The following is a 22,280-nucleotide window of genomic DNA, read 5'->3' as shown; positions in this document are numbered from 1 at the left end:
TGCAATCAGCCTGAAACTGTCATAAATTCTGAATGACACAGGCCAGCTTTTTTTGCAAGCAACACGCTTTGTAAATCAACACTGTTCTAAACAATGCCCTCAAAGAGATTTTTAGTCGGCCAATTTTCGGCACTTAAATTGACACTTTGACAAAGAATTTTCGGTCTAATTTTGCCTCTTCTCAGAGGAAACAGAGTTCTAAACTTTGTTATCAGGTCCCTTTATATGGAGCGTGATAACAATGTTTAGAACTTGCGGCCATAGTTTGAAACTCGCGCAAATCTCTTGCTGGAGCGTCAATGTCAAAGTGTTAAACAGGATTGATTTGCAAGCGATTTTTCAATACAGCACTTAGGTGATCGGTTACCCCCAAACTCCGATAACAAAGTTTAGAACTCGAATTTGGGGCATCCCAGCTTGCGATTTTGAGTATGAACTTCCCCCAAACTGGGAAAAGGCTTGAAATTGGCCGCAGCTCTTCGCTATTACTATTAGCTAGCGAGGGACGGCCATGCAGCGATAGCGGTCGGTCGTATCCGACAGTAACTTCTTGGCTTCAACTCAGAAGCAGGCACTCGAACTCAGTAGTCACTGCTTCGTCCGCTGACCGGTTTAATCTGATCAGCTGACAGTTGCAAAGCTCTGGATCGCTTCGAGGTGATGACGATCCTTTTATATTGGCGAGATGGCTAATACTGACTCAAAGCGAGTCGTGCCACCATCCTAAATGCCTCGTGAGTTGTAGTGTCGGGGATTTTCTTGTGGCACCATATTGATTATGACCAGTCGACCTCGCGTACTCTCGAAATCGCCTACTCCTAGCCAGGTGCCGCCCTCACTCAACGAGGAAGCTTATCGCCTCATTGAAGAGATGATCGTGACTCTTGAACTCGCGCCGGGCAGCGTGGTGTCTGAGGCCATGCTCAGCGAACGCATCGGCATTGGGCATACGCCGATCCGTGAAGCCTTGCAGCGTCTGGCGCGCGAACATCTTGTTCAGATCTTGCCCCGTCGCGGTGTGGTGGTCACCGCCATCGACGTGGGTCATCAACTCCAAATCCTAGAGACACGGCGCGAACTCGACCGCCTTATTGCTCGATCTGCAGCTACGCGTGCCACTCTGGCAGAGCGCGAGACCATGGCTGCCATTGCTCAGAACATGGAGACTGCTGTGAAGTCTGACGACCTTGTAGCATTCCTGAAATGGGACAACGAAATGAACAGGCAGTCAGCACACAGCGCTCGGAACATTGTGGCTGCTGCGGCCGTGTCCGCTCTGCACTCGGCCTCACGGCGTTTCTGGTTCTACCATCACCATGATCAAGTCAACGCGACACTGCGTCTGCACGTGGCCCTTGCATGTGCGATGGCCTCCGGCAAATCTGACAAAGCTGCCGAGGCAAGTGATCGGTTGATTGATGATCTTTTCGGTTTCGCCTACAGGACCCTGATTACCCGCACTTGACAACTGGCATACCAGTCACATACCATGAACTCCTGTTTAAGGAGTTTGCCAGTGCGCCTCACCCATCTGCAGATCGAAACCTACCGCCGTGATGGATTTCTCACCCTTGATGGCCTTTTTTCTGCCCCTGAAGTAGCGGCCATGAGGGCCGAGCTTGAGCGAATTCAAGTGATCGACACCGATCACTTGGTGCGGGAAAAGGGAAGCAATATTGCCAAAACTATCTATCAGGTCCACGAGCAAGACGGCCCTACAGGTTCACCGGTGTTTCATGCCGTCTCGCGTACTTCACGTATGCTCGAGCCCGCACAGGATCTGCTTTCCGAGCAGGAGCTCTACATCCATCACACCAAATGCAATTTGAAGACCGCCATTGACGGTTCGGTGTGGGCGTGGCACCAGGACTACGGAACTTGGAAGCGAGATGGCATGCCTGAGGCACGTCCAACTACAGCGTTGGTCATGCTGGACGAGCCAACAGAAATGAACGGGTGCTTGTACTTCATTCCGGGCAGCCACAAAGAGGGCAATCTAGAGCCAGAATTCAACGACGCTACGGGCTACAAGTTTTATGTGACGCCGAAGGACAAGCTGCTAGAAATCATGGCTCGCAGCCCCGCACCGGTGGCGATCACTGGCAAGCCCGGCACCGTGGTGTTCTTTGACTGCAATATTCTGCACGCCTCGGGGCATAACTTGTCCCAGCACAATCGTTGGGCGATTTATGTGGTCTACAACCCGGTATCAAACCGGTGCAACGACGTTCCCAACCCACGTCCTGACTACGTACGGTCAACCAATACAAAACCACTCATCAAGGGAAGCGACCATATTTTCCCGCTTACAAGCTCGACGCAGGAAGCCAGATGAATACCCGCCATCAACGCATCCTTTCCCTTGAGCAGATCGGGGACTACCGCGATACGGGTTATCTCAATCTCCGTCAGGTACTTGATCCCAAATTGCTTGCGAGGCTGATCGCGACCACTGAGCGACTGTACGATGAGGGCCGATCACTCCAGCAAAAGTCAAAACATTACGACCTAGAGCCTGCGCATACCGCCCTTGCGCCACGTATCAGGCGTATCTCCAGCCCAACCGAACTAGATTCGGTGTATGTTGAAGCCGCTTTCGATTCGATCCTGGGTGACATCGCCGCAGACCTGCTTGGTGGAGCGGTCAAGTTTTACCACTCGAAGATCAATTTCAAACTGCCTCATGGAGGTGCAGAGATTGGCTGGCATCAGGACTGGCCGGTGTTTCCTCACACCAACACCAATCTTGTCGCTCTGAGCGTACCTTTGAATCCGTCCCGCGCCATCAATGGCTGCCTTCAGACGATCCCCGGCAGCCACAAGTTGGGGCCGCGCAGTCATTGGGAAAACGGCATCTATAAACTCAATTGCAACCACACGATGACGCGGGAAGACTTTGAGAACGTAGTCGACAATGAGCTGGATGTGGGAGATGTGGTGGCACATCACGGCCTCGCAGTGCACGGCTCCAGTCAAAATCGCTCGGACACCTTGCGCACGACCTACATCATTCAGTACGCCGCTGCTGACTCATTCGCCTATACCGCACCCGTTGTAGACAGCATCCATCGCAACCAGATGGTCAGGGGCGAGCCGGCTACTCATGCACGCGTGGAAACTGGAATCATTGAATTACCGCCGGATTTCTCGGCGGGATATTCAGGCATATACGCTTTGCAGACGGCCGGGAAGAACTAGGGCTTTTCGATAAGTACATCGGTGGAGCCACTTCCAGCAATGATTGAAGCACCCGATGTTGATTAGCCAGACAAACTGAGCCAGTGTTTGCATCGAATATTGAGCCACTGGTTTTTAAAGAATTGGCTTATTCGGTTGTGGATAAGTTTAGCTGTTCGGTGCTTTTGACTCCTTTCATTTTGGATTGTTTGCCCCTCTGGCTGGCCGCCTGAGAGTGCTTGAAGCGCCAACTCTCGTTGCCCGTCTCCACGATGTGGCAATGGTGCGTGAGCCGGTCCAGCAATGCCGTGGTCATCTTGGCATCGCCAAACACGTTGGCCCATTCTGAGAAGTTCAGATTGGTCGTGATCACTATGCTGGTGCGCTCATACAGTTTGGAGAGCAAATGAAACAGCAACGCGCCGCCTGACTGGGTGAATGGCAAATAGCCCATCTCATCCAAGATCACCAGGTCAACATACATCAATCGGTTGGCCAGCTGCCCGTGCTTGTTCTGGGACTTCTCTAGCTCCAAGGCATTGACCAACTCCACCGTAGAGAAGAAACGCACCCGTTTGCCTTTGACCCGAATGGCTTGCACCCCAAGGCTGGTGGCCAAGTGCGTCTTGCCCGTGCCCGGCCCACCCACAAACACCACGTTGTGTGCCGAGTCCACGAACTGCAATTCATGCAACTGTTTGACCAGATTCGCGTCCACATGCGCCTGCGTAAAGTCAAACCCCGTCAAATCCCGGTGCGCGGGGAACCGGGCAATTCTCATTTGATAGGCCATCGAACGTACCTCGCGCTGCGCAGCCTCTGACTTGATCAGTTGGTGCAGCACTACCTCATGGTCCAGCGCTTTAATCCTGGCGGTTCCCAGAACCTCAGGCCAAGCGCTGGCCATCCCATGCAGACTCAATGATTTGAGCCCATTGACTACATCACTCATGGCTGGCCTCCTGCTCATCTCTCAAAGCATCGTAGCGCTCCAAGTTGGCAAGCGCGGGCGTGCTCAGTTGCAGGGGCGTACTGATCTCCACGCGCGCTGATATAGGCTCTTTAAGCCGGGCAATCACATTGAGCACATGGTCTGCACTCACACGACCTGTTTGCAGCGCCAACTCGGTGGCCACCAACACAGATTCCAGCCCATGCAAATTCACTGCCGACAGCACCTGCGCCATCACCCGATCGCCCCCTGGGTGTTTGAGCAACTGACGCTGCAACTCCACCAAGGACTCGGGCATGTCTCTGAAGGGGGCACCATTGCGCAACGCCCCAGGCTTGCGCTCGACCAAAGCGATGTAGTGCTGCCAGTCGTAAATGGTTTGGTCCCGCCCAAAGTGGCGCTCCAGCCGGGCGGCCTGCCCATCGGGCCCCACCACCAGCAGGTACTCGGGGTAAACGCGCAAACTCACCACCGCATGCACCCATTCGCAGGGCACGCTGTAGCGGTTGCGTTGGTATTGAATCAGCGATGTGGATGAGACCCGAACCGGATGCTCCACATACCCATCAAAGGGCTTGGGGCACGGCATCAAGCGGCTCGCCTCATCTTGCCAAACATCGGCAATGCTCAGCTCCGACCATTCGGGGTGGCTCAGTTGTTCCCAAGCCTCCTGGCAGGCACGCTGAAGCCATTCATTGAGTTCGGCCAGACTGCTCCAGCGCCGTTCCGTGGCTTCGCGCATCACACCTCGCCTGCGGTCTTGCACGTTCTTCTCGACAATGCCTTTCTCCCACCCGGCCGCACGGTTGCAAAACTCGTGATCAAACAAGTAATGCCCTGTCATCGCCTCAAACCGCGCGTTGACGCTGCGTTGCTTGCCCTTGCCAATCTTGTCCACCGCCGTCTTCATGTTGTCGTAAATGCCCCGCGCAGGCACACCGCCAAACACGGCAAAGCCTCTGGCATGGGCATCAAACAGCATTTCATGGGTTTGCGTGAAGTACGCCACCAGCAAGAACGCTCGGCTGGCCGCCAGTTTGATGTGTGCTACCTCCAATCGGCGGCGTAACCCGCCAATGAATGCGTATTCGCAGCTCCAGTCAAACTGGAAGGCTTCTCCCAGCTCAAAGTGCAGCGGCACAAACCCCACGTTCTTTGGCGCATTGCTTTGCTCAAGCTTCCAGCGCTTGGCAAACCGGTACACGACAGTGGAACTGCCGCCGTAGCCCATGGCGCGCAATGCCTCAAACAAGGCCTTGATTCCACGTCGCTCGCGCTTGTTGCGGTGGCTGTCCGCCCTGAGCCAAGTGACAAGCTGATCCTTGAACGGGTCCAGCACGCTGGGTGGTGACTGCCTCACAGGATATTGGGGCTCAACCATCTCAGGCTCGCTGAGCCATTTGGTGGCCGTGTTTCTGGAAATCCCAAGCCTGCGACTGGCTTGGCGCACTGACATGCCGTCTCGGATGACGAGGCGGCGTAATTTACTCAAAGTTCCCACGTTGATCACCCCAGGCCACCCTTGCTCAAAAAATAAGCAGGATAGGCCAATGAAGTGGCTCAAATTTGGATGCAAATTCCCGTCATAGTGGCTCAGTTTTTAAAGCGAATCAACATCCACCTGCAATCGGTGTCGATTGAGCCGTGGCCCCTTGTGTCACCATCATGAACAAACAAGGTAGCCAGATTTTTTTCGTCATGTGTGCTTTCAGTTGAAACCATTGATCGGCAAGTCCGAGTGCATGTTCCATCGAAGCACCTGTCATGTCGGTGCGCTGTTGCACACTCTTGGCAAGAAAGCCGGGCACGCCCACACAAGGAGCGGTGTACAGTGGTATCACCCAGCGCCTTTTCCGACTTGAGCACTTGCGCTGCAACGATTGTCCTTTTGCACTCTTCATCTCCCGGCTACCTGACCAAACAGGAAAGCATCGCGGTTTTGGGCGTGGATGACTTGCTCATCCGTTCCCTGCTCGACAAAAACCAGTTTCACGACCCTTTGGACGAGGCCCTGAATTTGGGCATCTCTTCGGCCACCTGGCCTTTGTTTGGTTTGTTGTGGCCATCGGGCCAACGCATGGCCGAGCGCATGGCGCAACGGCCCGTGACCAGCGAACGCATTCTCGAAATCGGCTGTGGGCTGGGGCTGTCCAGCCTGGTGGCGCATCGACGCGGTGCCAACGTCACGGCCAGCGACTGCCATCCGCTGACCCACGCCTTTCTGGATGCAAACACCCGTTTGAACGGTTTGCCCCCGATGGCTTACCGACATGGCTTGTGGGGCACGGCAGCCTTGCGCGAAGACGGCATGCCTGTGCTGACTTCGGCTCAGGACGATGGCGTGAGCGGGTTGTTTGATCTGATTGTGGGCAGCGACATCCTGTACGAGCGCGATGACGAAGGCACACTGGCCAGCTTCATCAACACCCATGCAGCGCTGGTGTCAGAGATCTGGGTGGTGGACCCGAACCGAGGCAACCGGGCCGCATTTCACAAACACATGGCACGCGTGGGCTTTGTCATGCACGAGCTGGTTTTGGACCAAGCAGCCCACGATGACGAAGCGGCCTACAAAGGGCGCATGCTCACGTACACACGCGGCTGACAACGCCGCAGACAGCAGCGAATCATCGCGGCAGCCAGCCCAAGCCCTTAGCGTGCAGACTCTGGATGTAAAGCCGGTCTGCCGTCTCAGTCACCCCCGTGCTCTCGGGGTACTGGCCGCTGGGGTCCTGCAAGTCGTTGACCACCTTGCCGTCTTCGGTGAAGGCCATCACATGGCCGTAGGCCTTGGGGATGGGCCACAGCGCGCGGGGCAGGCGCAGCGTGACTTTGCGCATGAACGGTTTTTGCGCCAGATCGTCGATGGTCGGGTTGCGCGGCTTGGCAAAGCCCAGCCAGATCTTGCCGTCGCGCCCGCGCATCAGGTTGTCGGGGTAGCCGGGCAGGTTGTCGAACAGCACGCGGGCCTGGTCACCCCCTTTTGTAACGTCTACACCTTGCGCGTTGACGTCGATCTTCCAGACGCGGTATTTGCCGGTCTCGTTCACAAAGAGGTACTTTTCGTCCTGGCTCAGCGTCACGCCGTTGGCAAAGCTCAGGCCCTGTGCCACGACGCGGGTTTGGCCGTTGGCGGGGTCGTACTCCAGCACACGGCCCGTGGCCGCCTGCTCCAGGATGTCGAGCACGCTGGCTTCGAAAGTGCCACCCCAGTCCTTGGGAGCAAATCGGGTGGACGCGTCGCTCAGGTACATCTTGCCGTTTTTGGCAACCACGACCGCGTCGGCGTATCGGATCGGATCGGCCTTGCCGTTCACGCTCACTTGGTCGGTGAGCAGCTTGATCGATTTGTCAGGCGCGATGGACAGCAGGCCTTTGACCGCGTCAGCAGCAATCAAGTGGCCTTTGGCGTCAAAGTCAAAACCCAGAACACGGCCACCCGTCTGGGCAAAGACCTCTTGCTGCGAGCCATCGGGCTGCATGCGCAAGATGCGACCGCTCTCCACCGTGGTGTAGAGCTTGCCGTCTGGCCCAATGGCGATGTGCTCTGGCCCCGCCTCGGCGCCCAGGTCAATCATGTTGAGTTTGGCCAGCTTGTCGTTGACCGCATGGGGCCCCGCATAGCCGGGTGCTTTGGGCGCGTCCCAGCTGACCGGCTCGATCGGGATGGGCCACAGACAGAAATACGCCAGCCCAGACAGCACCAGCACCCCCAAAACACCGAACAGCTTTTTCATCGTGTCTCCGCCTAACCCTACAAGGGGCCGAACAAGCCATTGAAACAGCTTCAGGCCCTTATGGCCTCAGAGCAAACCCTTGTGCGCGTCTGGCACCTAGCGCATCAGCGGGCGTTTCGCCCCTGCATCCATTGCCTGTAAACACGCGCGCCCCACATGGCACTGACTTGCGACACCAGCAAGGCCCAGACCGGAGACACCCCGGGCCGGGGTGGGCGTTGTTGGCTCAGGCGGGTCAACTGGTACTTGACCGCCCCCATGTGCGCAGCCGCAGCTAAGCCTTTGTTTTTCCAGGTGATCGGTTTGAGCAACATGGGCGCCGTGGTTTGACCCGCACGCCAGTGACTGGGCAAGGCGGGCTCCAGTGCCAAGGCCGTGGCGATGCCGACCATCGCCACACCGCTGTCCAGCACTTGCTGCGCCACCTCGGCCCTGCGGATACCGCCTGTGACCATCAAGGGCATGGCCGCCACGGCCACGATGTCGCGTGCGAACTCGAGGAAATAGGCTTCACGCGCCAGTGTGCGCTCGTCCCTGGACGTGCCCATCATGGCCGGGGCTTCGTAGCTGCCGCCTGACAACTCGACCAGATCCACACCCAGCGGTGCCAGCATCTGAACGACCGCACGCGCATCTTCGGGCGAAAAACCGCCACGCTGAAAATCAGCCGAATTCAGCTTCACGGAAACCGCAAAGCCTGGCGCCACGGCGGCACGCACCGCCTGCACAATGTCGAGCAGCAAGCGGGCCCGGTTGTGCAGGCTGCCGCCCCACGCATCCTCGCGGTGGTTGGACAGTGGCGACAGAAACTGACTCAGCAAATAGCCGTGCGCAGCATGGATCTGCACCCCTGTGAATCCGGCCCGTTCAGCAAGCAGGGCGGTGGCCACAAACCGGTTTTTGACGTCTTCAATGTCGTCTGCGCTCATGGCCTTGGGCATGGCAAATCGATTCGATTGCGCACCCAGGTTCAACGCCACGGCCGATGGAGCCACCGTTTGTTGCCCCAAGGCGGCGGGCATTTGCCGCCCCGGGTGGTTGATTTGCATCCACACCTGTGCGCCCCGCGAGCGGCCAACCTGGGCCCAGGCCTTGAAACGGTCCAGATGAGTCTCTTCTTCGAGCACCACACCACCGGGTCCGGTCATGGCGCGGGCGTCCACCATCACGTTGCCCGTCAAGATCAGGCCCGCTTCCCCGTCGGCCCAAGCTTGGTACAGGCGCAGCAAGGCGGCGGAAGGCGCATGGTCGCTGTCGGCCATGTTTTCTTCCATCGCGGCCTTGGCGATGCGGTTGGGAATGGTGGCGCCGTTGGGCAGCAACAGGGGCGTGAACAGCGGCATGAAGGTAGGCTCCAGAAAATTCAGATCGAGAAGTCGTAGCCAATCGTGATCGGCGCGTGGTCCGAAAACTTTTCGCCCTTATAGATGTGCTCGGAGCGCGCCTTCTCGGCCACGGCGGGCGTGGCCAGGTGGTAGTCCAGACGCCAACCCACGTTCTTGGCGTAGGCCTGGCCGCGGTTGCTCCACCAGGTGTAGCACTCGTCGGTGGTCTCGGGTTTCAAGCGGCGGTACACGTCGACCACACCGCCCTCGGTGGTGAGCTGGGTCATCCACTGGCGCTCTTCGGGCAAGAAACCGCTGTTTTTCAGGTTGCCCTTCCAGTTCTTGAGGTCGGCTTGTTGGTGGGCGATGTTGACGTCGCTGCAGACAATGAAGTCGCGCTCGGCCTTGAGGGCCATCAGGTGCGGGTACATCTTGTTCAAAAAGCGGAACTTGGCTTCTTGCCGCTCAGGGCCGGACGAACCACTCGGGAAGTACACGCTGATGATCGACAGCTTGCGGCTGGGCGTGTCAAAGCGCGTTTCGACATAACGGCCTTCGGCGTCGAACTCCCCGCCGTCAAAGCCGACCACCACATCGCTGGGCTCGTGGCGGGTGTAGACGCCCACGCCCGAATAGCCCTTTTTTTCGGCAAAGTGAAAGTGGCCCTTCAAGCCCGCAAGTTCTTCGAACTTGCCCGCCACATCGGGGGCCTGGGCTTTGACCTCTTGCACGCAAATACAATCGGGTTTCTCTTGCGCCAGCCAGGCTTCGACCCCTTTGGTCGTGGCCGAGCGGATGCCGTTGAGGTTGAGGCTGGTGAGTTTGAACAAGGATTTCCCCATGGTGACAGGACAAGCAAGCGGCGCCGACACACAGGCGCTCGCTCAGGAATTTGTGCAATTTGCGGTCGACTCGGGCGTGTTGCGCTTTGGTGAATTCAAAACCAAAGCCGGGCGCATGAGCCCTTACTTCTTCAACGCCGGTCTGTTTGACGATGGCGCCAAGCTCGGCCGACTGGCGCAATTCTATGCAAAAGCCCTGATCGCCAGCGGCATCGAATTCGACATGATTTTTGGCCCCGCCTACAAGGGCATCCCGCTGGGCGCGGCCGTGGCCATCGAACTGGCCCGCCTGGGCAAGAACGTGCCCTTTGCCTACAACCGCAAAGAAGCCAAGGACCACGGCGAAGGCGGCAGCCTGGTCGGCGCGCCTCTCCAGGGCCGCGTGCTGATCGTGGACGACGTGATGAGCGCAGGCACCGCCGCCCGCGAGTCCATTGCGCTGATCAAGGCCGCAGGGGCTACACCCCACGCCATTGCCATTGCGCTGGACCGCCAGGAAATGGCCACCGAAAAACAAGCCGACGGCTCGGTGCAGGATGTGGCCCACAGCGCTGTGCAATATGTGCGCGGCTCACTGGGTATGAGCGTGTGCTGCATTGCTGAACTGTCGGATTTGCTGGCTTACCTGTCCACCCAAAGCGGCAGCGAACTGGGCCAGCATCTGCCCAAAGTGCAGGCTTACCGCGTCCGCTACGGCGTTTGACACGGTCCCAAAATCTGATTGACTGGCCCTCAAGACTTGCGAACCGACCTAACACGAAGGTGTAACAAGACCTAAAAGGTTATTGGCTTGATGCGGTGGAGCAGGTATTATGGTGAGTTAAGTCATCATTTTTATATTGTGAAATTTAAGTTTCTTTCCATCGCAATCTGTTTGCTGATGGCCGCCGCCTTGGTTCATGCAGCGCCTGAAGACGATCAGGCGGGCGGGATCAAGCGCGGCTCGGAATTGGTCAACCTGATGCAATTGGGCGACCAGATGAAGAACAGCGTAGGTGAAAAAACCAACCAAATGCTGGGTCAAGCCATGACCTTGCTGGGTGTTCCCTACAAGCGGGGCGGTAATACGGTTGAAACAGGCTTTGATTGCAGCGGCTTCGTGCGCCACATGTACGAAACATCGATTGGTCGTTTGCTGCCAAGGCGTGCAGAAGAACAAGCTGCGGTGACAGACAAAATTGACCGCAATGATCTCCACCCTGGTGATCTGGTTTTTTTCAACACCATGCGCCGTACATTCAGCCATGTAGGCATCTACATCGGCGATGGCAAGTTCATCCATTCGCCCAGTTCCGGCAAATCGGTGCGTGTAGACGACTTGCGCGCCGCCTACTGGACCAAGCGTTTCACAGGCGCACGCCGGGTTCAAGAAACTCCACCTGCTGACAACACCAACCGCTGAACAAAGCGCCCACAAAAACGCCACCGCGAAGGGTGGCGAACTTGAGTTTGGTGCGGCTGGCGGGGATCGAACCCACGACCCTTGGCTTCGGAGGCCAATACTCTATCCACTGAGCTACAGCCGCACTGCATGCTGAACGGATTATCTCACGGCTTGTCTTTCTTCCTGACCATTGCAAGCTCGGTGAAGGGTGGGCCGCTATAATATTGGGTTGATTCCGGTCAATCCCAGGCCCTAAGGCCGAGCCCAACAAGAGGATCTCATGAGCGACAACAGCCACGATCAACACGAAGCACACACCGGCCCGGTGAAAACTCCCAAGCAAATGCTTTTGCTGAGTCTGGCTTCTTTCATCATTCCGGTGTTCATCATCATCGGTCTGGTTTCTTATGTCACATCGGCCAACAAAACGGCTCCTGGCGCAAGCGATTCAGAACGCTCGGTGGCCCAGCGCATCCAGAAAATTGGCGCGGTGGAAGTCCGCGATGCCAACCGCCCTTTGAAGGCGGGTGAAGAAGTTTACAAAGCCCAGTGCGCTGCTTGCCATGCCATTGGTGCTGCAGGCTCACCCAAGTTTGGTGATGCTGGCGCATGGGGCCCCCGCATCAAGCAAGGCCTTGAGACCTTGGTCACTTCAGCGCTCAAAGGCAAAAATGCCATGGGCGCACAGGGTGGTGGCGATTTCAACGACACTGAGATTGCCCGCGCTGTGGTCTACATGGCCAACAATGCTGGTGGCAAGTTTGACGAACCCAAAGCACCCGCTGCCGAAGGTGAAAAGAAGTAAAGCCATCCCTGCTTCTCAAAAAACCGATCCTTGTGGTCGGTTTTTTTATGCCCGATCCAGACCTTTACCGTCATCGCCTTGTTGTGGGCTGATGACAAAACCAAAACGCTTGGGCAACTCCTGCGACAAACAGTCTTCAGGGACCCAAAGACCTTTTTCTATGGCTTCAGCAACCCACCCCACATCGAGGGTGTGAACCAAGCCAAAACCGCCTGTGGTGTGCAGGTAAACGCGCCCATCCTCATCCACCAGGCATGCGAGTACCTGTGTGGTTTGGCCTGTGTGCGCAGTCGCCTCGAAGCTTTCGCTCAGCCGCCAGATGTAGGGCGTAACTTCCAGCTCGATGTAGACCCGTTGCGGGCCATTCTGAAAAAACCAGCGACCTTGGGCATCGGCATCGTAGTTGCGGTGAATGAAATCAATCAGTTTTTCATGCCGCAACACCGAGCCTTTGGCTCCCGCATGGCCACTTTGAAAGGCCCCCAAAAGTTGCACCCGGTCGTCGCGCATGTGCCACTGTCCGCGACTGTCCAAACCCAACCAACCAAAACAATCGGGCACATGGGGCCACTTGACCATGGCTTGCCGAACAATGTCATCCATGCTGTTCATCCGATTCAAACAAGGGGTGTCCCGCAGCCGCCAAAAGCCAACCGCCGACGCTGTCGGGTAGACCACGCACATGGCTGGGCCATCGGCCTTCGGCGAACCCAACGTGGCCGCCTTGTTCGGGCTGCCACAGCGTGACCGACGCTGAAACGTCGGCCTGCTGCGGCAAACTGCTCGCGGGCACAAAAGGATCGTTGCGTGCGTTCAATGCCAAGGCAGGAATGCGGATGTCCGCCATCAAGGGCTTGGCAGATGCCTTGGACCAATAATCGTCCGTGCTTTTAAACCCATGCAAGGGTGCGGTAAAGACATTGTCAAACTCGTACAGATCACGCGCAGCCATGAGTTTCTGCCGATCAAAAAGCCCTGGATATTGCGCCAATTTGGCAAGGGCCTTGGGTCTCATGCTTCGCAAAAACATGCGGGTGTAGATCTGCCGGTTCAGGCCTTGCCCGATGGCTTGACCACTTTGCACCAAATCCAGCGGCGAGCAAATCGAGGCCACGGCATCGGCACATTGGGCAGCTGCAGCCCCATGCTCAGCAGCCCAGCGCATCAAGGCATTTCCGCCCAGTGACACGCCGGCGGCCACCAAGGTTTGTCCTCCGCCCTGCTGATGTTGCAAGCGCAAACGTCGCAACACCCAGTCAATCTCCTGGTGGTCACCTGAATGGTAGGCGCGTGGTGCGTGGTTGATCTCACCGCTGCACCCTCGAAAATGAGGCAACGCAAAATGAAGGTCATGGGCAACGGCCCAATCGGCGAAGGCCTGTGCGTAATGGCTGTCCGATGAGCCTTCGAGGCCATGAAACAGCACCACCATGGGTCGGTCTTGGCGGCTGGCAGCTTGTCGGTCGACATCGATGAAGTCGCCATCCGGCGTCAGCCACCGTTCGCGCTGCTTGGGCAATGCAGGCCCCCAACGCCTGCGCGCATAGAGCGCCGGCCAGATGGTTTGGGCATGGCCGCCTGGCAACCATGCTGGCGCGCGGTACTGCATCGACTCAGTGCAGCACCGTGGGTTTGACACCCACATCGGCCGAATCTTTGGGTGTGCCTGGACTGGCATGGTGCGCCACCATCCGCCAGCCTTGTGGCATCTTCTGGTACACATTGGTCGCAATCACAAAGGCTTGTTTGGCCCCTTGCGGCGTGATCACTTCCACGCGCTCGACCAAGTGATGCACAGCACAGGCCAGCGACACCACTTTGTGCGTTCTTTCTGGATGGGCTTGCACGCTGCCATTGGCAAACATGCCTTCAAACGCAGCGCGAATAGCGCCAGGCCCGATGATTCGCGGACCGCCCGGGTGCACGCAAACAATGTCGTCTTCTTCTGCCCAACACGCCATGAGCTGCTCAATGTCGGCGTTGTGAAGTGCCTCGTAAAAGCTTTGTTCAATATCGTCTGGTGTGCCACCCACGATGGCGGCTTGCAGTTTGGCGCGTTTCATAGCGCGAAGTCTACACGGCCATTCAGTGTGTTGGACAACAAAAAACCCGGTCACATCGCTGCGCCGGGTTTTGAATGTGGCTGCTGTGGTGCAGTCACCGCTTTTGAAAAGCGAGTTATTTTTTGCGGTACTTGCGCAAGGCAGACAACTGGGCCGCCAAGACCGCCAATTCGGACTGGGCACGGGCCAAGTCGATTTCGCTTTTGGCATTGCGCAGTGCTTCTTCAGCTGCTGCTTTGGCCGCATGGGCTTTCTCTTCGTCGAGGTCTTTGCCGCGAATCGCGGTGTCAGACAGCACGGTCACGCAGTCAGGTTGCACTTCCAGAATGCCGCCAGCAACGAAAACAAATTCCTCGCCGCCGTCTGCCGTCTCGATGCGAACGGAACCGGCCTTGATGCGGGTGATCAGCGGGGTGTGGCGGGGGTAAATGCCCAGCTCGCCAGACTCACCGGGCAAGGCCACAAACCGGGCTTCACCCGAGTAGATGGACTCTTCGGCACTGACCACATCAACGTGGATGGTGTTCATGATTACTCCTTAAAAAGGTGCGTTCAAGCGGGCTACGGGGCAACTGGATCAGCCACCCCGGAGCGCTGCTTTAAGCTGCCTTTTTGGCCTTTTCGAAAGCTTCGTCGATGGTACCGACCATGTAGAAAGCTTGCTCTGGCAGGTGATCGCACTCGCCAGCCACAATCATCTTGAAACCACGGATGGTTTCGGCCAATGTGACGTACTTGCCGGGGGAGCCGGTAAACACTTCAGCGACGTGGAAAGGCTGCGACAGGAAACGCTGGATCTTGCGGGCACGGGCCACGGCCAACTTGTCTTCAGGCGCCAAGTCGTCCATACCCATGATGGCGATGATGTCGCGCAGCTCACGGTAACGCTGCAAAGTGCCTTGCACAGCGCGCGCTGTTTCGTAGTGGTCTTGGCCCACAACCAAGGGGTCCAGCTGACGGCTGGTGGAGTCCAGTGGATCGACCGCTGGGTAGATACCCAAGGATGCGATGTCACGGCTCAACACCACGGTGGAGTCCAAGTGAGCGAAGGTGGTCGCTGGCGATGGGTCGGTCAAGTCATCGGCTGGCACGTAAACGGCCTGGATGGAGGTGATCGAGCCGACTTTGGTCGACGTGATACGTTCTTGCAAACGGCCCATTTCTTCGGCCAGCGTAGGCTGGTAACCCACAGCGGAAGGCATACGGCCCAACAAGGCGGACACTTCGGTACCGGCCAAGGTGTAGCGGTAGATGTTGTCCACGAAGAACAGCACGTCTTTGCCTTCGTCACGGAAGGATTCGGCGATGGTCAGACCGGTCAGGGCGACGCGCAGACGGTTGCCTGGTGGCTCGTTCATCTGACCGTACACCATGGCCACTTTGGACTCAGGCAGGTTCTCGAGGTTCACGACGCCGGAATCGGCCATCTCGTGATAGAAGTCGTTACCTTCACGGGTACGCTCACCCACACCAGCGAACACGGACAAGCCGCTGTGCGCCTTGGCGATGTTGTTGATGAGTTCCATCATGTTCACGGTCTTGCCCACACCGGCACCACCGAACAGGCCAACCTTACCGCCTTTGGCGAACGGGCAAACCAAGTCAATCACCTTGATGCCGGTTTCCAGCAGTTCTTGCGAAGGGCTCAGTTCGTCGTAAGCAGGGGCTTTACGGTGAATGGAAGCTGTGAGTTCCTGGCTGACAGGACCACGTTCGTCGATGGGGGCACCCAACACGTCCATGATGCGGCCCAGTGTGGCTTTGCCCACTGGAACGGTGATGGCTTTACCGGTGTTGGACACGATCAGGCCACGACGCAAACCGTCGGAAGAACCGAGCGCAATGGTGCGCACGATGCCGTCGCCGAGTTGCTGCTGCACTTCCAGGGTCAGCGCGGAGCCTTCCATTTTGAGTGCGTCATAAACCTTGGGCATCTGGTTGCGTGGAAATTCCACGTCGACCACAGCGCCAATACACTGAACAATTTTTCCTTGGGCTTGCATTTTTCGCTCCAAATAATTTGAATTTGCTGAACTGGGGATCAGCCGCTGATCGCAGCTGCGCCAGAGACGATTTCCGACAGTTCTTTGGTGATGGCTGCTTGACGGGTCTTGTTGTAAACGAGCTTGAGCTCGCCAATCACATTGCCAGCGTTGTCCGTGGCGGCCTTCATGGCCACCATGCGCGCAGCGTGCTCTGAGGCCATGTTTTCGGCCACGGCTTGGTAAGCCAGGGCTTCTGCATAACGGATCAACAAATCGTCAATGACCGACTGGGCATCGGGCTCATAGATGTAATCCCATCCATGGGCCACAGCACCTGCTGCCTTGGTGTCTGCTTCCATCTTGGAAGAGGACAGAGGCAGCAACTGGTCGATGGTGGGCACTTGTGCCATGGTGCTGACAAACTTGTTGTAGCACAGGTACACAGCGCTCACCTCACCTGCGGCATAAGCATCGAGCAGCACCTTGACGGGGCCAATCAGCTTTTCCAGATGCGGCTTGTCGCCCAAATGGGTCACGTGCGCCACCACTTTGGCATTGACGCGGTTCAGGAAACCCAAACCTTTGCCGCCAATGGCCACGGCCAGAGGCGTCTTGCCTTCAGCCTGCGTTTCACGCAATTTACCTGTCACAGCGCGCAGCAGGTTGGTGTTCAAGCCACCGCACAAACCTTTGTCTGTGGTCACCACAATGAAGCCGACGGACTTGCCGTCGTTTTGCTTCATGAAGGCGTGCACGTACTCAGGGTTGGCCTGCCCGAGATGAGTCGCAATGGTGCGAATCTTCTCGCTGTAAGGCCGGGCCGTGCGCATACGCTCCTGCGCTTTGCGCATTTTGGAGACGGAAATCATCTCCATGGCCTTGGTGATCTTCTTGGTGTTTTCCACCGATTTGATCTTGGTGCGTAGTTCCTTGCCCGATGCCATCAGCGGCTCCTTTTGATCAGGTAGAAATTAAGCAAAGCTTTTCTTGAAAGCGGCCACGGCAGCGGTCAATTCAGCCTCGGCTTCTTTGTCCAAAGCTTGTGAGCTTTCCATCTTGGCCAACAGGGCTGCGCTCTTGTCTTTGAGGTAAGCGTGCAAACCGTGTTCGAAAGCCAGGACTTTCTTGACCTCGATGTCGTCCATGAAGCCTTTGTTCACAGCGAACAGGCTGGCGCCCATCAAGCTGATCGACAGAGGGCTGTACTGGGCTTGCTTGAGCAATTCAGTCACGCGAGCGCCACGGTCCAACTGCTTGCGAGTGGACTCGTCCAGATCGGAAGCGAACTGGGCGAAAGCTGCCAATTCACGGTACTGAGCCAAGTCGGTACGGATACCGCCGGACTGGCCTTTGATGATCTTGGTCTGGGCCGAGCTACCGACGCGCGACACCGAGATACCGGCGTTGATCGCAGGACGGATACCGGCGTTGAACAACGAAGTTTCCAAGAAGATCTGACCGTCGGTGATCGAAATCACGTTGGTTGGCACGAAGGCAGACACGTCACCGGCTTGGGTTTCGATGATTGGCAATGCAGTCAAGGAACCTGTTTTGCCTTTGACGGCACCCTTGGTGAAGGCTTCGACGTAGTCGGCGTTCACGCGGGCTGCACGCTCGAGCAGACGACTGTGGAGATAGAACACGTCGCCAGGGTAAGCTTCGCGGCCTGGTGGGCGACGCAACAGCAAAGACACCTGACGGTAAGCCACGGCTTGCTTGGACAGATCGTCATAAACGATCAAAGCATCTTCACCACGGTCACGGAAGTATTCGCCCATGGTGCAGCCAGAGTAGGCCGACACGTACTGCATCGCAGCAGATTCAGAGGCGGAAGCGGCCACGACGATGGTGTATTCCATCGCACCAGCTTGTTCCAGAGCGCGCACCACGTTCTTGATCGACGAGGCTTTTTGGCCAATCGCGACGTAAACGCAGGTCATGTTCTGACCTTTTTGGTTGATGATGGCGTCGATCGCGACAGCTGTCTTACCAGTCTGACGGTCGCCAATGATCAATTCGCGCTGACCACGGCCCACGGGAACCATGGAGTCGATCGACTTCAGGCCGGTTTGCATAGGCTGGTCAACCGATTTACGTGCGATCACGCCAGGGGCGACTTTTTCGATCACGTCGGTCATCTTGGCGTTGATGGGGCCTTTGCCGTCAATCGGCTGACCCAGAGCGTTCACCACGCGGCCAATCAGTTCAGGGCCCACGGGCACTTCCAGAATGCGGCCTGTGCACTTGACAGTGTCGCCTTCGGAGATGTGCTCGTACTCGCCCAAGATCACGGCACCGACCGAGTCACGCTCGAGGTTCAGTGCCAGACCGAATGTGGCAGTGCCATCGGCTGTGGATGGGAATTCGAGCATTTCGCCCTGCATCACATCAGACAAACCGTGGACGCGAACGATACCGTCGGTCACAGACACCACGGTGCCTTGGTTGCGGATATCGGCGCTGGCGGACAGCCCTTCAATGCGGCTCTTGATCAGTTCAGAAATTTCTGCGGGATTGAGTTGCATGACTCTTTCCTTCTTTCTTTAAATATGTCCGGTCTCAATCCGCATCAAGCGGTGAGGGCCGATTTCATTTGTTCCAGTCGGGCCTTGACAGAGGTGTCGAGCACCTCGTCGCCCACCACCACACGAATGCCACCGATCAGGGCAGCATCCAGCTCGACGCTCACATTGAGCTTGCGCGCAAAGCGTTTTTCGAGCGTGGACGACAAGTCGGCCAAAGCCGAAGCGTCGATGGGAAATGCGCTGTAGACCACCGCGTCAGCGGTGCCACCTTGCGCATTCATGAGGGCCCGGTACTGCTGTGCAACAACAGGCAGCGCACTGAGACGGCGGTTTTCGATCACCAGGCGCAGGAAGTTCTTGCCAGCCTCGGGGAGTGCTGTGCGCACCACACCGGAGATCAGGTCAAACGCCTGCTCGTCGGACACTTTGGGGCTGTCGACGAACTGTTGCAATTGCGCGTTCTCGGCAATTGCAGCCAGTTCATCCAGCCAAGCGGCCGTGCCAGCAAGATCGGATGCCTGCGCTTTGAAAAGCGCATCGGCATAAGGGCGGGCGATGGTAGCAAGTTCTGCCATGGTCTTCTCTGGCTGGAGCTTCTTACAGCTCGGTCTTGAGGCGGCTCAGCAGATCAGCGTGGACGCCAGCGTTGACTTCCTTGCGGAGAATCTGCTCGGCGCCTTTGACGGCCAAAGCTGCGACCTGCTCACGCAGAACCTCGCGGGCTTTGACAGCCTGCTGCTCAGCTTCAGCTTTTGCAGCGGCGATGATCTTGTTGCCTTCTTCGGTGGCACGTGCTTTGGCTTCGTCAACGATGCCATTTGCACGGCGCTCGGCATCAGCCAGGCGCGAAGCCGTCTCGTTGCGCGACTGAGCCAACTCGGACTCAACACGCGCATTGGCGTTGGAGAGTTCGGCTTTGGCTTTGTCTGCGGCAGCGAGGCCGTCAGCGATTTTCTGTGCCCGTTCGTCGAGCGCTTTTGTGATCGGGGGCCACACGAATTTCATCGTGAACCACACCAGAATCGCAAAAACGATCATCTGAATGAACAGAGTAGCGTTAATGTTCACGGTTCAGTCCTTCTTCTGTTGGAAGAGGTACGTGGATTACTTCAGAACGAAGGGGTTGGCGAAGGCGAACAGCAAAGCGATAGCCACACCAATCAGGAACGCAGCGTCGATCAGACCAGCCAAGATGAACATCTTGGTTTGGAGTTCGTTCATCAACTCAGGTTGACGAGCAGAAGACTCGAGGAATTTGCCGCCCATCAAAGCGATACCGATGGAAGCGCCGATAGCACCCAGACCAACGATCAAACCACATGCCAATGCCACCAGGCCGAGAATGTTTTCCATGAGAAGCTCCTAAAAGTTAGTGGAAAAAAGAAACAAGAAACGAGAGGAAAAGTGTCATCAATGTGCGTCGTGCGCTTGACCTGTGTAGATCAGCGTCAACATCATAAAGATGAAGGCTTGCAAGGTGATGACCAGGATGTGGAACAGAGTCCACACGGTACCGGCAAGGATGTGACCGATGGCCAAACCCACGCCAGTTGCCGACAATGCCCAGCCGCCACCCATGAGGGCAATCAACATGAACACCAACTCACCCGCAAACATGTTGCCAAACAGTCGCATGCCATGCGAAACCGTCTTGGCCAAATATTCAATCATCTGCATCAGGAAGTTAATCGGATACAGAGCCCAATGGTCACCAAAAGGTGCCGCAATCAATTCATGCGCCCAGCCGCCCAAACCTTTGATCTTGATGTTGTAGACCAAGCAGATGAACAATACCGAGCACGACAAGCCCAAGGTGGAAGACAAGTCGGCTGTTGGCACGACGCGCAAATAATCCTTGAAACCCAAAGCCGGACCAGCAGCGTGCCAAGCACCAGGAATCAGATCCACGGGCAGCATGTCCATGGCGTTCATCAGGAAAATCCAGACGAAAACCGTGAGAGCCAGAGGGGAGATGAGTTTGCGGCTCTTGGCGTTGTGGATCACGCCTTTGGCCTGGTTTTCGACCATTTCGGACAGGATTTCAACGGCAGCCTGGAAGCGGCCGGGAACGCCCGAAGTGGCTTTGCGGGCTGCTGCCCACAAGACGATGCAGCCAATCACACCCAAAACGAGCGAGAAGACAACCGAATCGAGGTTGAACAAACTGAAGTCAACAATGCTTGTTTGCTTGACGCCTTCAAATGAAAAATTCATTTGCAGGTGTTGCAAGTGGTGCTGGATGTACTCTCCAGCCGTTGGGGCATGCGCGCCAGCGTTTTCAGCAGACATAAATCACCAATCAGTTCAAAAAATAGTCGGCTTCGATTTGCGTTGCATCCAGCCCAGCGCCATGGCCAGCCAGTACACCTTCATCGTCACCACAAAGCCAGCCACCAAGGCAAACCAGCTCAGCTCAGAAATCACTTTGGGCGCCACCAGAAGCAACGCCACGGTCAAGATGATCTTGACCAACTCCCACACAAACAAACCCACCAAGGCAGAGCCGGGCTGGGTTCGCCGCATTTGTCGGCTCAAAGCCCTGACAAACACCACGGCAGGAATCACCACCGCCACAGCACCCCAAGCCACCGATGCAGCCAGTCGCGCTTGACCACTGACGAGGCCCGTCAATATGGCGAGCAAAGCACCCACTGCGACCTGCAAAAACAGCACACGCCAAGGGGATGCCATGGTGTTGTGCTGCCGCCAAGCCTGCGCTTGTTCGGCTGTGAGGGGCTTGAATTCGGGCTCCAGACCTTCATCTGCAGCATCTGACGCAATCACGGCGTTACCCGTTTCCGGGGATGAGGCGATTTTGACCATCTCAAATTACACCGAAGTTACGTACACAGCAAATCCTGCAAAGCCTTCGATTATACGTAGAAACCCGTGCGTGCGAAGCTTGTTATCCACAACAAAGCCCTACAACCCCAACAAGTCGGGGGCTAACAGCGACAATTGCACACCCAGTCCGGCCTTCGGACTCACCTCAAATCGACTTGATTGGCCCGTTGTATGTACGAATGGATTAAATTTTTTCACCTCGGCGCAGGCGTTGTCTGGCTCGGTGGCATGGCCTTGCTCCTTCTGGCTTTGCGCCCGGTGGTCATTGCCCACATGGCGCCACCCGAGCGCTTGGCCTTGATGTGCGCCGTGCTGTCCCGCTTTTTTGTCATGGTCTGGGTATCCATTGCCCTGCTGCTGCTGTCGGGCTTCTGGATGCTGTCCGTGGCGGACATGAAGCTCGCCCCCAAAGGCTGGCATGCCATGTCGGGGCTGGGCATGTTGATGTGCCTCATTTTTGCGCACATCTGGTTTGCGCCATTTCGCCGCCTGAAGGCCGCCGTGCTTGCAGCCGATTGGCCTATGGCCGCCAAAGCCCTCGGGCAAATCCACCCCATGGTCATCGCCAATTTCGTGCTGGGCTGGTTGGCAGTTTTGGCCGTCGTGACCTGGCGTTAAGCTTGCGATCCCACCGGAATATT

General features: G+C 56.9%; 25 protein-coding genes and 1 tRNA gene. 8 read left to right on the top strand and 18 right to left on the bottom strand.

Features of this window, described 5'->3' with window-relative positions; genetic code table 11:
- Positions 1-826 precede the first annotated feature (826 nt).
- Genes B9Z33_RS04560 through B9Z33_RS04550 form a run of 3 tightly spaced genes read left to right on the top strand, consistent with a single transcriptional unit; the run spans position 827 to position 3,198 of the window.
- Positions 827-1,465 carry a GntR family transcriptional regulator gene (locus B9Z33_RS04560; protein ID WP_158270171.1) on the top strand — a complete coding sequence of 213 codons (639 nt, stop codon included), beginning with the start codon at positions 827-829 and terminating at the stop codon, positions 1,463-1,465.
- Between the two features lie 51 nt (positions 1,466-1,516).
- Entirely contained in the window at positions 1,517-2,335 is an 819-nt protein-coding gene (locus tag B9Z33_RS04555; RefSeq protein WP_108286160.1) for a phytanoyl-CoA dioxygenase family protein, read from the top strand.
- The gene (locus B9Z33_RS04550; protein ID WP_108285765.1) at positions 2,332-3,198 is read left to right on the top strand and encodes a phytanoyl-CoA dioxygenase family protein; all 867 of its coding nucleotides are present in this window, start codon (positions 2,332-2,334) and stop codon (positions 3,196-3,198) included. The genes B9Z33_RS04555 and B9Z33_RS04550 overlap by 4 nt, the downstream gene beginning before the upstream one ends.
- A gap of 127 nt (positions 3,199-3,325) precedes the next feature.
- Here B9Z33_RS04550 and istB read toward each other — a convergent pair whose 3' ends face one another.
- On the bottom strand, positions 3,326-4,129 hold the full coding sequence (gene istB / locus B9Z33_RS04545; RefSeq protein WP_369916391.1) for an IS21-like element helper ATPase IstB: 804 nt from the start codon (positions 4,127-4,129) through the stop codon (positions 3,326-3,328).
- Positions 4,122-5,630 carry an IS21 family transposase gene (istA, locus tag B9Z33_RS04540; RefSeq protein WP_108286159.1) on the bottom strand — a complete coding sequence of 503 codons (1,509 nt, stop codon included), beginning with the start codon at positions 5,628-5,630 and terminating at the stop codon, positions 4,122-4,124. The genes istB and istA overlap by 8 nt, the downstream gene beginning before the upstream one ends.
- Positions 5,631-6,017: 387 nt before the next feature.
- Between istA and B9Z33_RS04530 the strand changes: the two genes are divergently transcribed.
- Entirely contained in the window at positions 6,018-6,734 is a 717-nt protein-coding gene (locus tag B9Z33_RS04530) for a methyltransferase (protein WP_108285762.1), read from the top strand.
- A 22-nt stretch (positions 6,735-6,756) separates the two neighbouring features.
- On the opposite strand, the gene B9Z33_RS04525 is transcribed toward B9Z33_RS04530, so the two are convergent.
- The 3 genes from B9Z33_RS04525 to B9Z33_RS04515 all read right to left on the bottom strand — a co-directional run bounded on the left by B9Z33_RS04525 (position 6,757) and on the right by B9Z33_RS04515 (position 10,021).
- Positions 6,757-7,866 carry an SMP-30/gluconolactonase/LRE family protein gene (locus B9Z33_RS04525; RefSeq protein ID WP_108285761.1) on the bottom strand — a complete coding sequence of 370 codons (1,110 nt, stop codon included), beginning with the start codon at positions 7,864-7,866 and terminating at the stop codon, positions 6,757-6,759.
- Positions 7,867-7,970: 104 nt separating this feature from the next.
- On the bottom strand, positions 7,971-9,209 hold the full coding sequence (locus B9Z33_RS04520; protein WP_108285760.1) for an NADH:flavin oxidoreductase/NADH oxidase family protein: 1,239 nt from the start codon (positions 9,207-9,209) through the stop codon (positions 7,971-7,973).
- 20 nt (positions 9,210-9,229) lie between these two features.
- Positions 9,230-10,021, bottom strand: a complete 792-nt coding sequence (locus B9Z33_RS04515; RefSeq protein WP_108286158.1) for an exodeoxyribonuclease III — start codon at positions 10,019-10,021, stop codon at positions 9,230-9,232.
- Positions 10,022-10,031: 10 nt separating this feature from the next.
- On the opposite strand from B9Z33_RS04515, the gene pyrE reads away from it, so the two are divergent.
- Positions 10,032-10,736 carry an orotate phosphoribosyltransferase gene (gene pyrE, locus B9Z33_RS04510; RefSeq protein ID WP_108285759.1) on the top strand — a complete coding sequence of 235 codons (705 nt, stop codon included), beginning with the start codon at positions 10,032-10,034 and terminating at the stop codon, positions 10,734-10,736.
- A 90-nt stretch (positions 10,737-10,826) separates the two neighbouring features.
- Entirely contained in the window at positions 10,827-11,435 is a 609-nt protein-coding gene (locus B9Z33_RS04505) for a C40 family peptidase (protein ID WP_233252750.1), read from the top strand.
- A 48-nt stretch (positions 11,436-11,483) separates the two neighbouring features.
- Here B9Z33_RS04505 and B9Z33_RS04500 read toward each other — a convergent pair.
- A tRNA-Arg gene (locus tag B9Z33_RS04500) sits at positions 11,484-11,559 on the bottom strand.
- 138 nt (positions 11,560-11,697) lie between these two features.
- Between B9Z33_RS04500 and B9Z33_RS04495 the strand changes: the two genes are divergently transcribed.
- Positions 11,698-12,222, top strand: a complete 525-nt coding sequence (locus tag B9Z33_RS04495) for a cytochrome c5 family protein (RefSeq protein WP_108285757.1) — start codon at positions 11,698-11,700, stop codon at positions 12,220-12,222.
- 45 nt (positions 12,223-12,267) lie between these two features.
- Here B9Z33_RS04495 and B9Z33_RS04490 read toward each other — a convergent pair whose 3' ends face one another.
- The 12 genes from B9Z33_RS04490 to B9Z33_RS04435 form a co-directional block, all read right to left on the bottom strand.
- Complete coding sequence (locus B9Z33_RS04490) at positions 12,268-12,825, bottom strand: DUF2946 family protein (RefSeq protein ID WP_108286157.1); 558 nt, start codon at positions 12,823-12,825, stop codon at positions 12,268-12,270.
- On the bottom strand, positions 12,818-13,831 hold the full coding sequence (locus B9Z33_RS04485; protein ID WP_108285756.1) for a YheT family hydrolase: 1,014 nt from the start codon (positions 13,829-13,831) through the stop codon (positions 12,818-12,820). Before B9Z33_RS04485 ends, B9Z33_RS04490 begins: the two co-directional genes overlap by 8 nt.
- 4 nt (positions 13,832-13,835) lie before the next feature.
- Complete coding sequence (locus tag B9Z33_RS04480; RefSeq protein ID WP_108285755.1) at positions 13,836-14,285, bottom strand: nuclear transport factor 2 family protein; 450 nt, start codon at positions 14,283-14,285, stop codon at positions 13,836-13,838.
- A gap of 115 nt (positions 14,286-14,400) precedes the next feature.
- Positions 14,401-14,814: a F0F1 ATP synthase subunit epsilon gene (locus tag B9Z33_RS04475; RefSeq protein ID WP_108285754.1), complete on the bottom strand. Its 414-nt coding sequence runs from the start codon at positions 14,812-14,814 to the stop codon at positions 14,401-14,403.
- A gap of 70 nt (positions 14,815-14,884) precedes the next feature.
- On the bottom strand, positions 14,885-16,288 hold the full coding sequence (gene atpD / locus B9Z33_RS04470) for a F0F1 ATP synthase subunit beta (RefSeq protein ID WP_108285753.1): 1,404 nt from the start codon (positions 16,286-16,288) through the stop codon (positions 14,885-14,887).
- 38 nt (positions 16,289-16,326) lie between these two features.
- Entirely contained in the window at positions 16,327-17,214 is an 888-nt protein-coding gene (gene atpG, locus B9Z33_RS04465) for a F0F1 ATP synthase subunit gamma (protein WP_108285752.1), read from the bottom strand.
- A gap of 27 nt (positions 17,215-17,241) precedes the next feature.
- Positions 17,242-18,795: a F0F1 ATP synthase subunit alpha gene (gene atpA, locus B9Z33_RS04460; RefSeq protein WP_108285751.1), complete on the bottom strand. Its 1,554-nt coding sequence runs from the start codon at positions 18,793-18,795 to the stop codon at positions 17,242-17,244.
- Between the two features lie 44 nt (positions 18,796-18,839).
- Complete coding sequence (locus tag B9Z33_RS04455) at positions 18,840-19,370, bottom strand: F0F1 ATP synthase subunit delta (protein WP_108285750.1); 531 nt, start codon at positions 19,368-19,370, stop codon at positions 18,840-18,842.
- 22 nt (positions 19,371-19,392) lie between these two features.
- Positions 19,393-19,863 (bottom strand): F0F1 ATP synthase subunit B, encoded by a 471-nt coding sequence (locus B9Z33_RS04450; protein WP_108285749.1) that lies wholly within the window; start codon positions 19,861-19,863, stop codon positions 19,393-19,395.
- A 36-nt stretch (positions 19,864-19,899) separates the two neighbouring features.
- On the bottom strand, positions 19,900-20,148 hold the full coding sequence (atpE, locus tag B9Z33_RS04445; RefSeq protein ID WP_019429175.1) for a F0F1 ATP synthase subunit C: 249 nt from the start codon (positions 20,146-20,148) through the stop codon (positions 19,900-19,902).
- Between the two features lie 57 nt (positions 20,149-20,205).
- Entirely contained in the window at positions 20,206-21,084 is an 879-nt protein-coding gene (gene atpB / locus B9Z33_RS04440; protein WP_108285748.1) for a F0F1 ATP synthase subunit A, read from the bottom strand.
- Between the two features lie 15 nt (positions 21,085-21,099).
- Entirely contained in the window at positions 21,100-21,618 is a 519-nt protein-coding gene (locus B9Z33_RS04435; RefSeq protein ID WP_108285747.1) for an ATP synthase subunit I, read from the bottom strand.
- Between the two features lie 249 nt (positions 21,619-21,867).
- Between B9Z33_RS04435 and B9Z33_RS04430 the strand changes: the two genes are divergently transcribed.
- Entirely contained in the window at positions 21,868-22,257 is a 390-nt protein-coding gene (locus B9Z33_RS04430; RefSeq protein ID WP_233252725.1) for a CopD family protein, read from the top strand.
- Positions 22,258-22,280: the final 23 nt, after the last annotated feature.

This window comes from Limnohabitans sp. T6-20 (genome assembly GCF_003063505.1).
In the GTDB taxonomy this organism is placed as follows: domain Bacteria; phylum Pseudomonadota; class Gammaproteobacteria; order Burkholderiales; family Burkholderiaceae_C; genus Limnohabitans_A.
This window is presented reverse-complemented; position numbering and strand designations above follow the sequence as displayed.

What these genes read in the sequence shown, in the direction of transcription:
- istB (WP_369916391.1), bottom strand. Translation starts at nt 4,129, where the DNA reads ATGAGTGATGTAGTCAATGGGCTCAAATCATTGAGTCTGCATGGGATG.
- B9Z33_RS04430 (WP_233252725.1), top strand. Translation starts at nt 21,868, where the DNA reads ATGGCCTTGCTCCTTCTGGCTTTGCGCCCGGTGGTCATTGCCCACATG.
- pyrE (WP_108285759.1), top strand. Translation starts at nt 10,032, where the DNA reads ATGGTGACAGGACAAGCAAGCGGCGCCGACACACAGGCGCTCGCTCAG.
- B9Z33_RS04495 (WP_108285757.1), top strand. Translation starts at nt 11,698, where the DNA reads ATGAGCGACAACAGCCACGATCAACACGAAGCACACACCGGCCCGGTG.
- atpB (WP_108285748.1), bottom strand. Translation starts at nt 21,084, where the DNA reads ATGTCTGCTGAAAACGCTGGCGCGCATGCCCCAACGGCTGGAGAGTAC.
- B9Z33_RS04550 (WP_108285765.1), top strand. Translation starts at nt 2,332, where the DNA reads ATGAATACCCGCCATCAACGCATCCTTTCCCTTGAGCAGATCGGGGAC.
- B9Z33_RS04525 (WP_108285761.1), bottom strand. Translation starts at nt 7,866, where the DNA reads ATGAAAAAGCTGTTCGGTGTTTTGGGGGTGCTGGTGCTGTCTGGGCTG.
- B9Z33_RS04490 (WP_108286157.1), bottom strand. Translation starts at nt 12,825, where the DNA reads ATGGATGACATTGTTCGGCAAGCCATGGTCAAGTGGCCCCATGTGCCC.
- B9Z33_RS04480 (WP_108285755.1), bottom strand. Translation starts at nt 14,285, where the DNA reads ATGAAACGCGCCAAACTGCAAGCCGCCATCGTGGGTGGCACACCAGAC.
- atpA (WP_108285751.1), bottom strand. Translation starts at nt 18,795, where the DNA reads ATGCAACTCAATCCCGCAGAAATTTCTGAACTGATCAAGAGCCGCATT.
- B9Z33_RS04505 (WP_233252750.1), top strand. Translation starts at nt 10,827, where the DNA reads ATGCGGTGGAGCAGGTATTATGGTGAGTTAAGTCATCATTTTTATATT.
- B9Z33_RS04520 (WP_108285760.1), bottom strand. Translation starts at nt 9,209, where the DNA reads ATGCCGCTGTTCACGCCCCTGTTGCTGCCCAACGGCGCCACCATTCCC.
- atpD (WP_108285753.1), bottom strand. Translation starts at nt 16,288, where the DNA reads ATGCAAGCCCAAGGAAAAATTGTTCAGTGTATTGGCGCTGTGGTCGAC.
- atpG (WP_108285752.1), bottom strand. Translation starts at nt 17,214, where the DNA reads ATGGCATCGGGCAAGGAACTACGCACCAAGATCAAATCGGTGGAAAAC.
- B9Z33_RS04455 (WP_108285750.1), bottom strand. Translation starts at nt 19,370, where the DNA reads ATGGCAGAACTTGCTACCATCGCCCGCCCTTATGCCGATGCGCTTTTC.
- B9Z33_RS04475 (WP_108285754.1), bottom strand. Translation starts at nt 14,814, where the DNA reads ATGAACACCATCCACGTTGATGTGGTCAGTGCCGAAGAGTCCATCTAC.
- atpE (WP_019429175.1), bottom strand. Translation starts at nt 20,148, where the DNA reads ATGGAAAACATTCTCGGCCTGGTGGCATTGGCATGTGGTTTGATCGTT.
- B9Z33_RS04485 (WP_108285756.1), bottom strand. Translation starts at nt 13,831, where the DNA reads ATGCAGTACCGCGCGCCAGCATGGTTGCCAGGCGGCCATGCCCAAACC.
- B9Z33_RS04435 (WP_108285747.1), bottom strand. Translation starts at nt 21,618, where the DNA reads ATGGTCAAAATCGCCTCATCCCCGGAAACGGGTAACGCCGTGATTGCG.